The sequence below is a fragment of the Bifidobacterium pluvialisilvae genome, from assembly GCF_019331695.1.
GTDB lineage: Bacteria > Actinomycetota > Actinomycetes > Actinomycetales > Bifidobacteriaceae > Galliscardovia > Galliscardovia pluvialisilvae.
The window spans coordinates 126,233-138,856 of sequence record NZ_JAHBBI010000005.1 but is presented as its reverse complement, the minus strand read 5'-3'; the positions used below and the strand labels follow the sequence as shown (position 1 = coordinate 138,856).

Here is a 12,624-nt window from a genome sequence, read left to right as displayed (position 1 = left end):
ACATGGAAGATGGTCTGATGAGTGGCAAACCCGAGGTCACTGGAGGCGCCAAATAACTGCCATGCCTGTGGGACATAGCTGAATATTGGTCAATGGTATTGGCATGCCGATCAGCCGGCGATGTACGATGGCTGACTGTCTGATATGGTTGCAATCGATGCGCGTGGGATGCGGCTTGGAGTGATCGGAATGCGAAACAACTTCGATCGAGCGGGTCGGATGATAGTCGATAAGCGCATAGATCACGGGACTGCGTTCGACTGGGGTCGGGTGTCGGACGACTATGCGCGATACCGCAATATCTACCCTTCGGAGTTCTACCGTCGGATCCTCGACCGGGGTCTGTGCCGCGATGGCCAGACAGTTCTCGATCTGGGCACCGGCACGGGAGTGCTGCCGCGCGCCCTGGCTCGGTATGGTGCCTCGTGGATCGGCATCGACATCTCCGAAAACCAGATAGCTCAGGCACGTAGGCTTTCCGAAGGACTAAACGTCGAATACCGGGTGATGCCCGCGGAGCGCATCGATTTCCCGGATGGAACGTTCGATGTGATCACCGCATGCCAGTGCTTCTGGTATTTCGACCACGAGGCGATTCATAATAAACTGCACCGCATGCTCGCCGACGGTGGCCGAATTCTCGTGTTGTACATGGCATGGTTGCCGTTCGAGGATCGGATCGCCGGCGCGAGCGAGCGGCTGATCCTGAAGTACAACCCGAATTGGAGCGGGGAGGGGGAGCGCATGAGGCCGATCAGCATCCCCGATTGCTACAGGGACGGTTTCAAGATCGTGCATCACGAGGAGTACACGCTCGAAGTGCCGTTCACGCGTGAAAGTTGGAACGGGCGGGTGAAGGCATGCCGCGGCATCGGGGCGTCCCTGCATGAGGGGGAAGTCTCTTCGTGGGAGCGGGAGCATATGCGCCTTCTCGAACGCATCGCGCCCGAACGCTTCAAGGTGCTGCACTATGCGGCGATGGCCGAACTGAAGAGAATCTGACGCTTTTGACATGACCCATGGAGGTCTCACAATGGAGAAGGAGCTGCAGAGCCTCGCCTGGACGGGATTGGTGTACTGCCTGGATCCTTTCGACAGGGAACGGTACGAGCGCATCCGAGACGAAGACGCATTGCCGAACCCTTCCCAAACGAGGAACACCGAAGAGCAGATGGCCATGTGCTTCGCCGACTATCGCGATTCCGACTGGACGACGCTGTTCGAGTGAATGCCATGTGCGGATTGCCATCTGTCCGACGTGAAGTATCTTGCCGGCGACACCGCGGCACGTTATTTCGACTACACGTCGGGCATCCTCTTCGTGATCCCCAAAACCGAGACGAAGGAATGCGTGCTGACCGCGTTCGAGACCGGGTTCCGTCACATCGACACCGCGCAGTCCTATTTCAACGAGGCCGAGGTCGGCGAGGCGATCGCCGCCAGCGGACTGGACCGCCGCGACGTGTTCGTCACCACCAAGGTGTGGATCGACAACTACGGCGCCGGCAGGACCCGCGACTCGGTGCTGCGCTCCCTCGACCGCCTGCGGTCCGACTACATCGACTTGGTGCTGCTGCACCAGCCGTTCAACGACTACTACGCGGCATGGCGCGACCTCATCGCACTGCAGCAGGAGGGCCGCATCCGCGCAATCGGCGTGAGCAACTTCTCGACCGGCCGTGCCGCCGACCTCGCCGCATTCACCGGCGTGACCCCGGCGTTGAACCAGATCGAAGCCAACCCGCTGCACCAGCGCGCGGACGAGCAGAAGGCGCTGGCCGCGCGCGGCATCCGCACGGGAGCCTGGGCCCCGTTCGGCGAGGGTAAGTCCGGCATCCTCGACAATCCGGAACTGGCGCGCATCGCCGCCGAACACGGCAGGACCGTGGCGCAGGCGATCCTGCGCTGGCTCGTCCAACGCGGCATCGCCGTACTCACCAAGTCCACGCATGCGAATCGCATCCGCGAGAACTTCGGCATCTTCGACTTCACGCTCACGGACGACGACATGACGGCCATCGCACGCCTCGACTCCGGCTCCAGCGTGTTCTTCGACTACGACGCGCCCGAAACCGTCGACCTGTTCATGCGCCTCGTCGACGAACGCAAGGGCCTGGCCTGACCGGGACCGATGAATCAGGAAGGAGGGCATCATATGGCCACACAACACGCATTCGCAGGAGGCACCGTCAATCCGAGCAACGCCGTGATCGCATACTTCTCCCGCACCGGTGAGAACTACGCGGTAGGGGAGATCGAAATCGGCAACACGGCCAACGTCGCCGCCGAGATCACCCGTCGGACCGGCGCGCCGACCATCGAGATCACGCCGGTCGAACCGTACCCGCACGTCTACGACGAAGCCGTGGCGCAGGCAACGGCCGAACGCAAGGGCCATGCGCGGCCGCCGTTCACGCTGCAGGGCGACACGGCGGCGCACGCCGCTCTCGAACATGCAAGCACCGTGTTCCTCGGCTACCCGATCTGGTGGTCGGACATGCCGATGCCCGTCTATACATTCCTCGAAAGCCGCGACTGGACAGGCGTGACCATCGCGCCGTTCTGCACGCATGAAGGCAGCGGGCTGGCCGACACGGCATCGTCCATCGCGCGCATCACCGGCACGACCGTGCTCGACGGGCTGGAACTGCGCGGCGCAACCGCCCAGTATGACGTGGTCGCCGTTTCGAGTTCCGTCAAGGATTGGCTTATGGCAATCCGCCGGTAACGAGGACGTGCGCCGAGGGAACATCGCCGACAGATCCGTCGGCGGCACGCGCAAAATGGACGACCCCGCCGACTGCGAGCGCGCGGTGGGCGAGGCGCTGGCGGCCGGTTACCGGTACATCGACACAGCCGCCGCCTATCTCAACGAGGAGGCGGTCGGCCGCGCGATCGCCGCGTCCGGCATTCCGCGCGGGGAACTGTTCGTGTCCACGAAACTGTGGGTCACGGACACCTCCTATGAGCTCGCGCGTCCCGCGTTCCTGCGCTCACTCGACTGCCTCGGCCTCGACTACGTCGCCCTGTACATCTGCCACATGTGGGACTACCACACCGACATGGCCGAGATCATGGAAGGCATGAACGAGGCCGTCAAGGCCGGCAAGGCGCGCGCCATCGGCATCTCCAACTGCTACGCCTGCCAGCTCGCCAAAATGAACGCGCTCGCCGAAAAGAACGGCTGGGCCAAATTCGCGTCCATCCAAAGCCACTACAACCTCATCGCCCGCGAGGACGAACGCGAACTGACGAAACTGTGCCATGAGGACAACATCGCCATGACCCCATACAGCGCGCTCGCCGCCTTCGACGTGCATCTGACGGACGAGGAGATCGCCTACCTGGAAGCCCGTACGTGCCGCACAGGCTCGTCGGCGTCATGGCGTTCAACCACTGATTGCATTGCGACGGCGTCATTCTCGCGATTGCTGTTCGTTGACGGGCTTAGGCTCTTTATGGCCGGGTCAGTGGTTGGTGAGGGCCTCCTGCGTGGGCTGGTAGCGGGCGCCTTCGATGCGGATCGAGTCGAGATGACGGTCGATGTCGGCGAGCTCCTCCGGCGTGAATGTGACGGCCGCGCCGCCGAGGTTCTGCCGCAGACGGTCGATGTGCTTGGTGCCGGGAATCGGCGCGATCCAGGGCTTCCGCGCAAGCAGCCAGCCGAGTGCGATCTGCGCGGGCGCGACGCCCTTCGACTCGGCCAATGATTGCACGTATTCGCCCATGCGGATGTTGTGCGCCATATGCTCGGGCGCGAACCGGGGGATGCGGCTGCGGTAGTCGTCGGCGGCGAATCGGGTGGCGGACGTGAACCGTCCGACGAGCATCGCCTTGCCGAGCGGGCTGAACGGCACCAGTCCGATGCCGAGCTCCTCGAGGGTGGGGATGAGCTCCTCCTCGGGCTTGCGCCACCACATCGAGTACTCGTTCTGCACGGCCGTGACCGGGGTGACCGCATGGGCTCGGCGCACGGTGGCGGGTGCCGCCTCGGACAGGCCCCAGCGCAGGATCTTGCCCTCGTCCATGAGTTCGCCCATCACGCCGGCCACGTCCTCGATCGGCACCTTGGTGTCCACGCGGTGCTGGTAGCACAGGTCGATGTGGTCGGTGCGCAGACGTTTGAGCGAGCCCTCCACGGCCTTGCGGATCGTCTCGGGACGCGAGTCGGTCTGCTGCACGCGGCCGGATGCGTCCAATCGCGCCTCGCCTTCGTCCTCGCCGAATCCGCCGTGCAGCGCGAAGCCGAACTTGGTGGCGATGACCACGTCGTCGCGGAACGGCTCCAGCGCCTCGCCGACCAGTTCCTCGTTGGTGAACGGGCCGTACACCTCGGCCGTGTCGAAGAAACGTTCGCCCATCTCGTAGGCGGTGCGGATCACGCGGATGGACTCGTCGTGCGGCAGGAACGGCGGCCAGCTCATCGTGAACCCCATGCAGCCCAGACCGATTGCCGAGACCTCAAGCGCGGCTTTGCCGGTACCCAGCGTGCGTGTGGTCAGGCCGATTGGCGTGACCGTGTTGTCATGTGTGGAGCTGTTGTTGTCGATGCACGTCATGTGTTGCCTCCTGATGTGTTGATGTGCGCGATTGTCCTGGCGCGGTCCGCGTGGATTGTTCGGAGATTGATCTGCGATGAATGGTGCGTCCTTCAGACGTGTCCGATGACCTTGGCGGGCACGCCGGCCGCTATCGCGCCGGCCGGCACGTCGTGGGTGATGACGGCGCCCGCGCCGATGGTCGCCCCGTCGCCGATGGTCACGTTCTGCAATACGATGGCGCTCGCCCCGATCCACACGTTGCGGCCGATGACGATCGGCCGGCTGATAGTCGTGGCGCGTTTGCGCGGGTCTCGATCATGGTTGATAGTGATGAGCTGCACGTTCGGCCCCAGGAACGTGCCGTCGCCGATCGAGATGCCGCCGCGGTCCATCAGCGTGCACCCCCAGTTGATGAACACGTCGCGCCCGACCTCGATGTTATGGCCGAAATCCGTGTGGAACGGCGGGTTGAGCCGGAACGTGGGGTCGACCGGATGTCCCACGATGCGTTCGAACATCGCGTGGACCTCGTCCGTCTCGTGATAGTCGGTGTTGAGCTCGGCGCACAGTCGTTTCGTCTCGTTGATGATCCGGCCGATGACGGCGTAATCCGGCTCGGCGGGGTCGATGGGTTCGCCGTTCCGGTCGCGGGTGAGGATGTCCGTTACGGGTATGGCAGTGCTGACGCTCATGATCGCGGTCCTTTCCGAAGTCGGTCCCATTGAACCGCGGTCGGGGAAAGCCGGCCAATAGTGTCGTTCGATGGCCATCCATGCGCGTGAGGCATGGACACGTATGGGGCGACGCTATTGGCGCGAACGCGACGATGGTCGTGTAATGGATACCGATACAACGACAGAAAGGACGAAACACCATGGAGAACCCGAGCGCATTCCCGATGGGGAAGCCGAATGACGCCTACGCGCAGTATTTCGAAGGGCAAAGCTATCTCGCGCCGCTCGCCGGCGACGACCAGGTGAACGTCGCGAACGTGACGTTCGAGCCGGGCTGCACGAACCACTGGCACATCCACCACGGCGTATGCCAGATCCTGCTCGCCGTGGGCGGACGCGGCTACTACCAGATCGAGGGGCGGGAGCCGGTCGAGCTGAAGCCCGGCGACGTGGCCTACATCCCGCCGGAGACCAAGCACTGGCACGGCGCCGCCCCGAACGAGGCGTTCGCGCACATCGCCATCATGCCGAAGCGCGAAGGGGCCTCCAACGAGTGGCTCGAACCCGTCGACGAGGAGGTGTACCGCAGACTCGCCTGAACCGGCTCCGTCACGCGCGAAGGAACCGGGCGAACGCACCGGCAACGGGGGAGGAGACGCCCTGCCTCTTCCATACGAGCACGGAACTGCTCTCGAAGGTCGGTGTGAGCGGCATCGCGCGCACACCCGGATACGAGGCGCCGTAGTCGAGGCACAGGTACAGTCCCAATCCGCTCGCCGCCATCGCCGCACCATTCGCCGGGAGATTGCACGTGCCGGCGATGATCGTCCGCGGGGCTAGGGAACCGAACCAGTGCATTACCACGCGCCGCACCGGTTCGCGTGAGGGCAGCAGCAGCGGCTCGCCGATGAGGTCCTCCGGCGTCAGCGACTCGCGGGTCCGCAGCGGATGCCCGTCGGGCACCATCGCCACCCAATGGTCGCTGATACTCGTGTGCAGGTACTCATACCGCTCGGTGTCCACCGGGTCGGCGAGCAGTCCGAAATCCATGAGGCCCTGTTCGAGTTGGTCCTGGATGACGTCCGCCGTGGTGCTGACCACGTGGAAGTGCACTGCCGGATGGGTCTTACGAAACTCGGCCATGCGACGCGCCAGATACGTCATGCCGCCCACCTCGCCACAGCCGGCAGTGATGTCGCCCGCCAATTCGCCCGAGGAGCGTTTCAGGTCGATCTCGGTCTTGTCCGCCAGGGACACGATGGTCTGCGCCCTCTCGCGCAGCAGCCGTCCCTCCTCGGTCAGCGTGATGGCATGGCTGCCGCGCTCGAACAACGTGACGCCCAGCTCCTCCTCGAGCTGCTTCAACTGGCGTGACAGCGTCGGCTGGGAGATGCGCAGCAACTGCGCCGCCCATGTGATGTTGCCTTCCTCGGCCACCGCCAGAAAATACCTGAGCACGCGCAGTTCCATGGTTCCGTCCCTTCTGTCGTTTCGATGTCCGGCATATTTCATTGTAGAGGCCGGGGACTGTCCGGGGCATGACCGCGTATGCTGATGGGTGAGTCTTGTTTTTTGAAGACGATGCGTACGGAAAAGAGGCGCCGGTGAAGGGGCATTCTCCATATGACGGGCGGCGTGCCGCGAGCATTCCGTCCGATGGGCCGGACCTGGATGGCGTCGGTCCGGCCCATCGGACATCATCCGCGGGATGGATCCGTGGGGATCCGACGTTGGCGGCCCGCGTGCTGCGCAGCCAGCGGCCATCTGCGTTGTTCATCGTATACATGGTGTTCGTGGCGATGCTGGTCCTCGCCCTGCTCATCTTTGAGTTCAAAGGCGTCCGTATGAGTGAACTGCCAGACCATTCCAGCATCCATCATGGCAGCCCCATCCGCATCGATTCGCCGGCGATCATGGCGGTGGGTATCGTCGCGTCCTTCGCCGTGATGTTCTGGCTCGTGTGTCGGGAGCGAGTGAAGAAGGCTCCGGTGGCCGTGGTGAGTCTGTGGCACGGCGTGACACTCGTCGCCGACCCGTCCAGACCTCATACGCGCATCGACGTCATTGTTTTCGGTGCATACGCCGACCGCATCGTTGCGGTCCCGGCACGGTATGACGACCGATGGTGTGCGGCAATGCTTCACGTGCATGGAGAATGGATTCGGCTTGAAGGATTCCGCGCACTTGCGTCCGACACTCCCTGCGACGACATGCCGGCGGCCGGTCGTTATGACCCGCGCTCTCGCACCCTGCTGCTGTGATTAGCGTATGTTTGGGCATATGCCGCGGCTATTAACTTCAAGTGCTTGAGTTCCGTCGTGGAAGGGGAGACCGGCCGAGCTGAAGCCCGGCGACGTGGCCTGCATCCCGCCGGAGACCAAGCATTGGCACGGCGCGGCTCCGACGGAGGCGTTCGCGCACGTCGCCATCATGCCGAAACGCGAGGGCGCGTCCAACGAATGGCTCGAACCCGTCGACCAAGAGACGTACCACAACCTTGCATAGAGGAGCGGATGTGCCACTCACCCGCGAACGGATGCACTCCTACGCGCATGTCCTCCTCACGGACGTTCGGTGACGTGAACACGGCATGAACAAACGGGGATGGACGGTGTCGTCACAGCCGGCGGACCGATATGGCGGGGATAATGGGGACACGGAACGAATCGGAGACCGAGGGGAGCAATCGATGATCATCGCCGGGCTGTTCATACTGTTGATCGTGCTCTATGTCGGCATGTTGGCCGCGATGACCCTCGGACTGGTTGCCTTGGGCGTGGGCGCCGCCTTGGCCGTCGGCGCGGGCGTCTGCCTCGGATTGGCCTTTCTGCTCGCCGTCGAAGGGGCCGCACTGTTGGCTTGGCTGGCCTGGCGCCGGTACAAGCGAAGGCCTGTACCCTCATGGTGCAAGCCCGTCGGCATCGGCGTGGCCGTGGTCGGCGGCGTGTGGTTCGTCGTAGCCTGCGCCCTGCTCATCCTGCTGGTCACGCAGATGGTGGGACTGTTCGTCTGAACCGGCCTGCTGCCGAAGACGGGCAATCGATACGGGCCGCGGAACCGGCGCGACTGCGAAGTCCACGGTTCCACGGCCCACGACAGTCGGGATGGGCATCGGCCGTCTAGGCGCGCAGAACCTCCGCATACCGCTCGGCGGCGTCGGCCAGACGTTCCTCGGTCAGGCCCTCCGGCGTGCAGGCGTATACGGCGAAGGGTTCCACCCACTGTGCGCCCACGTATTCGGTGGTGATGCGCATCGGATTGAGCGTTTCGTCCATGGTGGCGCGGAACCTGCCGTCCTCCTGGTACTCGTCCTCGGTGCTGCCGGCGGTCACGGCGCACATGATCGTCTTGCCGGCGAGTTTGTCGCCGCCCGGGCCGTACGCCCAGCCGTAGGCGAGCACCCTGTCCTCCCACTCCTTGAGCAGGGACGGCGAGGAATACCAGTAAATCGGGAACTGCCAGACGATACGGTCGGCCTTGAGCAGTTCGGACTGTTCGGCGGCCACGTCGATGTCGCCGTCCGGGTAGAGCGCATACACGTCACGCACCGTCACGCCGTCGACGCCCCGCGCGGCCTCGGCCAGTCGCCTGTTGGCCACGGATTCGGATTCCAGATTGGGGTGGAACACCAGCACCAGCGTGTTTTCGAAGTCTTCTGCCATGATCGCTCCTTTGCCGAAAGGCGTATGCATTCACCAGCGATGATACCGGGGCGGTGATACCGGAGTGCCGGTATCGCTCGGCGGGGAATCCGGACCGCGGGCTCACGCGCCTTCCCGCGCGGAGTCGCGGGCGGCGAGGCGGTCGAGGAATCCGGTGCGGTCCTTCTCGGTGATGGTTCTCACCACGCGCGCGGGATTGCCCACGGCCACCACGCCCTCGGGAATGTCCCGGGTGACCACCGACCCGGCGCCGATCACCGAACCGCGGCCGATGGTCACGCCGCCCAGCACCGTCACGTGGCCGCCGAGCCATACGCCGTCGCCGATGACGATCGGCCTCGCCCGGCAGGCGCCCGCCTTGCGCTCCTCGAAGTCCAGCGCATGATTGGTGGCGAACAGCCCGACCATCGGTGCGATCCACACATAGTCGCCGAGCGTGATCGGCGCATTGTCGAGCATCACGCAGTCGAAGTTGATGTACGCATGGGAGCCTATCGAGATGTTGCGCCCGATCTCGCAGCGGAAGTTCGGTTCGATGAACACGTCGTCGCCCACGGAGGCGAACAGGCGTTCCATGATTTCCCTTCGGCGTTCCACGTCTTCGTAGTCGGTTCGGTTGTATGCCACGAACAGCCGCTTCGCCTCGGCGCGTTTGCGTTCGATTTCCGGATGGCTGTCCTGATAGACCTCGCCCGACACCATGCGTTCCCATTCGATTCGCCCTTCGGCCGTGAGGTCGGCGGTGACGTCATATCGCGGCATTTGCGGCTCCTTTGTCCCAAATTCATTACGCCGGCGTTTCCCCTCATGCGAAACCGCCGTTTTGTACAAGCGTACATATTGGCGTGGAGAACAGCGGGGCCGGGTCGGTGCGTTCATCGCGACGAGGGCATCAATGCCTGGTGTTGGCCCCGACTGTCGTCGTTCAGCCGGATCAGGTATTCGATGAATTCCCGTACGGCGGCCCGTCCTCCGTTCCGCCGGCACACGTAGTCGACGACGTCGATGATGCCCTGCGTCGCGTCGGCCGGGCAGCCGGAGACCCCGGCGAACCGTATGGCCTCCAGATCGTTGAGGTCGTCGCCGATGTAGGCGACCTCGGAGACGTCCAGACCGCGCTTGTCCATGAGTCGTCGCAATAGCGGCAGCTTGTCGTGCACGCCCTGATAGAGGGCCGTGATGCCGAGTTCGCCCGCACGGCGTTCGAGGATGCGTGACCTGCGTCCCGTGATGATCATCGGTTCGATGCCGGCGTCCGGCAGCAGATGCTTGACGCCGTAGCCGTCCTTGGCGTTGAACGCCTTCATCGCCTCGCCGTCCGGGCCGATGAATATGCCACCGTCGGTCAGCGTGCCGTCGACGTCCATCACCAGAAGTCGAATGGTCATGATTCCGTCTTCTCCTTGGTTTCACCGGCGACACCAGCAGCGATGTCCTTCCGCCCGCCGCCACGCAGTTCCGGAAGCATGACGACGAACAGGATTCCCGCCATGGCTGCCGTTATCAGGTCGGCGATGGCCTGCGAGGCGATGACGCCCTGATAGCCGCCGATGCGGGACGCGACCGCCAGCACGATGACCAGCACCACGCCCTGACGGCTGATGGACAGGATGAACGCCCCCATGGCCTTGCCTGTCGACTGGAACGTGCACGTGGTCACCATGACGATGCCGACGCAGACGAGGCTCAGCAGCTGTACGCGCAGCATGCCGGCGCCGAGATCGATGATATGCGGGTCGTTGATGAAGAAGCCCATGAGCTCCCGGTCGAATATGCTGAGGATGATGGTCATGACGATGGCGAAACAGCTGAGGAAGATATAGGAGAACCTGAGGATGCCCGCCAGCCGTCGCATGTTGCGTGCGCCATAGTTGTAGCCGATGAGCGCCTGCGCGCCGAACGCGAAGCCCACGAACACGGACACGGCGATCATCACCACCTTCAGCGCGATGCCCATGGCCGCCACCGGATCGTTGCCGTAACGCAGCAGATACAGGTTCACCATGACGATGCCGAAGCTCTGCGTGAGATTCGTGATGGCGGCGGGAATGCCGATGACGAGAATGTCCTTGACCTCCAATCCGGAGATGTTCAGCAGACGGCGACGCACCGGCACCGGCCGCTCCACGAACGCCTTGCCGTAATTCTTCGTCGAAGGCCTGCGCGGAGTGCCGGAAACCCGCATGAGCATAAGCCGCGGATCGACGGACAGATTCGTACTACGGAACACGAGGAACCAGACGAGATAGGCGTCGGTGCACACATTGGCCAGCACGGTCGCGATGGCCGAACCGGCCGCACCCCAGCCCAGCACATGGATGAACAACGGATTGAGGATGATGTTCAGCACCGTGCCCGCGATCTGCCCGATCATCGACGGTACCGCATGCCCTTCCGTACGCAATTGGTTCACCGGCGTCATCGACACGATGATCAATGGCGAACCAATGATGATCCACGTGTAATACGCGGACGCATGGACCCACGTCGCCTCATTCGCGCCCAGCATCGACAGGATCGGCCCACGAAACACCAAACCAAAGACGAGAATCAACACGCCGATCAGCAGCGACCCATAGAAGCTGAACACACTCAGACGTCTGCCATCCGCATACCGATGCTGGCCGAACAGACGCGAGATAACCGAACTGCCGCCCAGTCCGAAGATGTCGCCGATGGCGATCATCACCATGAACACCGGGGCCGACAGCGAAACGCCCGCCACCATGTTCGCATCGCCGGTATGCGCGATGAAGTACGTGTCCACCATGTTGTAGACCAGCGTGACGAGCATGCTCATCACCACCGGCATCGCCAGACTGAAATACGCCTTCGGAATCGGCGCCCTCTCAAACAGTTCGCTATCCATCAACAACCTCTGAACGCTGTTTTCCATTCCTCTCTCGCGGGCGTGAACATTCCGTCCGCAGGACATTCCATTGCGTAGTAAACCGCATTGGTCTGGACAATCATCGATTGTGCGAGGATTGCACGCCGATCCAACCGCGAACGGGGGAGCACCGTCGATGCATCGCGCGGAAATCGACGGACAAAAGTCACAGGGGTGGGGAACAGTGGGAAACGAAACCATCAGCGACGACGGAAAGAGAACGCCAATGAGAATCAGCGACGAGGAGTTCGAGGCGGCCATAGGGGAAGCGTTGGGTCTGATGCCCGAACGCTTCCACGGGGCGCTCGACAACATCGGCATCGCCATGGACGACGAACCCAACGAACGTGAACTCGCCACCATGGACGACCCATGCGGCGAACTTCTCGGCCTCTATGAAGGCATACCACTGCCACAACGAACAAACAGCTACGGGGGAGTGATGCCGGACATCATCACCATCTTCAAAGGACCCCACGAACGTATCTGCGACACCCATGAGGAACTCGTCGCCCAGATACGCAAAACCGTCATGCACGAAATCGGCCACTACTTCGGCTTCGACGACGACTACCTGCACGCCCACGGATACTGATGGTGCCGAGCGGCGGCATCAGCAGCAGCCGGTCGACTGGTGGGTCTCGTGGAAGTCGTCGCGGGCGCGCCAGAACTCGCGTTCGCTCATCGGCTCATGGTCGGGATGGTTGCGGCGGTGGCGCTCGACGTAGCGGTCATAGGCGTTCTCCCCGGTCAGGTCGCGCCAGAACGCGCGGAACTCGTGCCAGGTGTCGCGTATCGTCGTCATATTCACATTCATCTCTGCATCTCCTTGGACCGTTTTCCTCGGTCCGATATCC

The 12,624-nt window shown here is 63.2% G+C and carries 16 protein-coding genes and 1 pseudogene; 9 read left to right on the top strand and 8 right to left on the bottom strand.

Annotated features, from left to right (window positions below; translation table 11 throughout):
* The first annotated feature begins 144 nt into the window (after positions 1-144).
* The 5 genes and pseudogenes from KIH77_RS05630 to KIH77_RS10435 all read left to right on the top strand — a co-directional run.
* On the top strand, positions 145-1,002 hold the full coding sequence (locus tag KIH77_RS05630; protein ID WP_219100120.1) for a class I SAM-dependent methyltransferase: 858 nt from the start codon (positions 145-147) through the stop codon (positions 1,000-1,002).
* 31 nt (positions 1,003-1,033) lie between these two features.
* Positions 1,034-1,228, top strand: coding sequence for an NUDIX hydrolase N-terminal domain-containing protein (locus tag KIH77_RS05625; RefSeq protein ID WP_236024497.1), 195 nt, complete (start codon positions 1,034-1,036; stop codon positions 1,226-1,228).
* Positions 1,229-2,122: an aldo/keto reductase gene (locus tag KIH77_RS05620; RefSeq protein WP_219100118.1), complete on the top strand. Its 894-nt coding sequence runs from the start codon at positions 1,229-1,231 to the stop codon at positions 2,120-2,122.
* A gap of 33 nt (positions 2,123-2,155) precedes the next feature.
* Positions 2,156-2,728 (top strand): flavodoxin, encoded by a 573-nt coding sequence (locus tag KIH77_RS05615; protein ID WP_219100117.1) that lies wholly within the window; start codon positions 2,156-2,158, stop codon positions 2,726-2,728.
* Positions 2,670-3,293: pseudogene (locus KIH77_RS10435) on the top strand (aldo/keto reductase); the annotation flags it as partial. The gene KIH77_RS05615 and the pseudogene KIH77_RS10435, both read left to right, overlap by 59 nt.
* A gap of 174 nt (positions 3,294-3,467) precedes the next feature.
* On the opposite strand, the gene KIH77_RS05610 reads toward KIH77_RS10435, so the two are convergent.
* On the bottom strand, positions 3,468-4,559 hold the full coding sequence (locus KIH77_RS05610; protein WP_219100116.1) for an aldo/keto reductase: 1,092 nt from the start codon (positions 4,557-4,559) through the stop codon (positions 3,468-3,470).
* Positions 4,560-4,651: 92 nt separating this feature from the next.
* The gene (locus KIH77_RS05605) at positions 4,652-5,233 is read right to left on the bottom strand and encodes a sugar O-acetyltransferase (RefSeq protein ID WP_219100115.1); all 582 of its coding nucleotides are present in this window, start codon (positions 5,231-5,233) and stop codon (positions 4,652-4,654) included.
* A 182-nt stretch (positions 5,234-5,415) separates the two neighbouring features.
* Between KIH77_RS05605 and KIH77_RS05600 the strand changes: the two genes are divergently transcribed.
* Entirely contained in the window at positions 5,416-5,814 is a 399-nt protein-coding gene (locus tag KIH77_RS05600) for a cupin domain-containing protein (protein WP_219100114.1), read from the top strand.
* A 10-nt stretch (positions 5,815-5,824) separates the two neighbouring features.
* Here the strand turns inward: KIH77_RS05600 and KIH77_RS05595 are convergent, their stop codons facing one another.
* Complete coding sequence (locus KIH77_RS05595; protein WP_219100113.1) at positions 5,825-6,685, bottom strand: LysR family transcriptional regulator; 861 nt, start codon at positions 6,683-6,685, stop codon at positions 5,825-5,827.
* A gap of 323 nt (positions 6,686-7,008) precedes the next feature.
* On the opposite strand from KIH77_RS05595, the gene KIH77_RS05590 reads away from it, so the two are divergent.
* Together KIH77_RS05590 and KIH77_RS05585 are read left to right on the top strand one after the other, a co-directional pair.
* On the top strand, positions 7,009-7,476 hold the full coding sequence (locus tag KIH77_RS05590) for a hypothetical protein (RefSeq protein WP_219100112.1): 468 nt from the start codon (positions 7,009-7,011) through the stop codon (positions 7,474-7,476).
* Positions 7,477-7,937: 461 nt separating this feature from the next.
* On the top strand, positions 7,938-8,228 hold the full coding sequence (locus KIH77_RS05585) for a hypothetical protein (protein WP_219100111.1): 291 nt from the start codon (positions 7,938-7,940) through the stop codon (positions 8,226-8,228).
* A gap of 106 nt (positions 8,229-8,334) precedes the next feature.
* On the opposite strand, the gene KIH77_RS05580 is transcribed toward KIH77_RS05585, so the two are convergent.
* The 4 genes from KIH77_RS05580 to KIH77_RS05565 all read right to left on the bottom strand — a co-directional run bounded on the left by KIH77_RS05580 (position 8,335) and on the right by KIH77_RS05565 (position 11,746).
* The gene (locus KIH77_RS05580; RefSeq protein ID WP_219100110.1) at positions 8,335-8,877 is read right to left on the bottom strand and encodes an NAD(P)H-dependent oxidoreductase; all 543 of its coding nucleotides are present in this window, start codon (positions 8,875-8,877) and stop codon (positions 8,335-8,337) included.
* Between the two features lie 102 nt (positions 8,878-8,979).
* Entirely contained in the window at positions 8,980-9,639 is a 660-nt protein-coding gene (locus tag KIH77_RS05575) for a sugar O-acetyltransferase (protein WP_219100109.1), read from the bottom strand.
* 113 nt (positions 9,640-9,752) lie between these two features.
* Entirely contained in the window at positions 9,753-10,265 is a 513-nt protein-coding gene (locus tag KIH77_RS05570) for a KdsC family phosphatase (protein ID WP_219100108.1), read from the bottom strand.
* Positions 10,262-11,746, bottom strand: coding sequence for an MATE family efflux transporter (locus KIH77_RS05565; protein WP_219100107.1), 1,485 nt, complete (start codon positions 11,744-11,746; stop codon positions 10,262-10,264). Before KIH77_RS05565 ends, KIH77_RS05570 begins: the two co-directional genes overlap by 4 nt.
* A 247-nt stretch (positions 11,747-11,993) precedes the next feature.
* Here KIH77_RS05565 and KIH77_RS05560 point away from each other — a divergent pair, with 247 nt between their 5' ends.
* Complete coding sequence (locus KIH77_RS05560) at positions 11,994-12,362, top strand: metallopeptidase family protein (RefSeq protein WP_219100106.1); 369 nt, start codon at positions 11,994-11,996, stop codon at positions 12,360-12,362.
* 18 nt (positions 12,363-12,380) lie between these two features.
* Here KIH77_RS05560 and KIH77_RS05555 read toward each other — a convergent pair whose 3' ends face one another.
* Positions 12,381-12,584: a YbdD/YjiX family protein gene (locus KIH77_RS05555; protein ID WP_236024496.1), complete on the bottom strand. Its 204-nt coding sequence runs from the start codon at positions 12,582-12,584 to the stop codon at positions 12,381-12,383.
* Positions 12,585-12,624: the final 40 nt, after the last annotated feature.

Bases quoted from the DNA above. Each gene is read 5' to 3' on its own strand.
- KIH77_RS05630 (WP_219100120.1), top strand. From the start codon at position 145: ATGGTTGCAATCGATGCGCGTGGGATGCGGCTTGGAGTGATCGGAATG.
- KIH77_RS05625 (WP_236024497.1), top strand. From the start codon at position 1,034: ATGGAGAAGGAGCTGCAGAGCCTCGCCTGGACGGGATTGGTGTACTGC.
- KIH77_RS05620 (WP_219100118.1), top strand. From the start codon at position 1,229: ATGCCATGTGCGGATTGCCATCTGTCCGACGTGAAGTATCTTGCCGGC.
- KIH77_RS05615 (WP_219100117.1), top strand. From the start codon at position 2,156: ATGGCCACACAACACGCATTCGCAGGAGGCACCGTCAATCCGAGCAAC.
- KIH77_RS05610 (WP_219100116.1), bottom strand. From the start codon at position 4,559: ATGACGTGCATCGACAACAACAGCTCCACACATGACAACACGGTCACG.
- KIH77_RS05605 (WP_219100115.1), bottom strand. From the start codon at position 5,233: ATGAGCGTCAGCACTGCCATACCCGTAACGGACATCCTCACCCGCGAC.
- KIH77_RS05600 (WP_219100114.1), top strand. From the start codon at position 5,416: ATGGAGAACCCGAGCGCATTCCCGATGGGGAAGCCGAATGACGCCTAC.
- KIH77_RS05595 (WP_219100113.1), bottom strand. From the start codon at position 6,685: ATGGAACTGCGCGTGCTCAGGTATTTTCTGGCGGTGGCCGAGGAAGGC.
- KIH77_RS05580 (WP_219100110.1), bottom strand. From the start codon at position 8,877: ATGGCAGAAGACTTCGAAAACACGCTGGTGCTGGTGTTCCACCCCAAT.
- KIH77_RS05575 (WP_219100109.1), bottom strand. From the start codon at position 9,639: ATGCCGCGATATGACGTCACCGCCGACCTCACGGCCGAAGGGCGAATC.
- KIH77_RS05570 (WP_219100108.1), bottom strand. From the start codon at position 10,265: ATGACCATTCGACTTCTGGTGATGGACGTCGACGGCACGCTGACCGAC.
- KIH77_RS05565 (WP_219100107.1), bottom strand. From the start codon at position 11,746: ATGGATAGCGAACTGTTTGAGAGGGCGCCGATTCCGAAGGCGTATTTC.
- KIH77_RS05560 (WP_219100106.1), top strand. From the start codon at position 11,994: ATGAGAATCAGCGACGAGGAGTTCGAGGCGGCCATAGGGGAAGCGTTG.
- KIH77_RS05555 (WP_236024496.1), bottom strand. From the start codon at position 12,584: ATGAATGTGAATATGACGACGATACGCGACACCTGGCACGAGTTCCGC.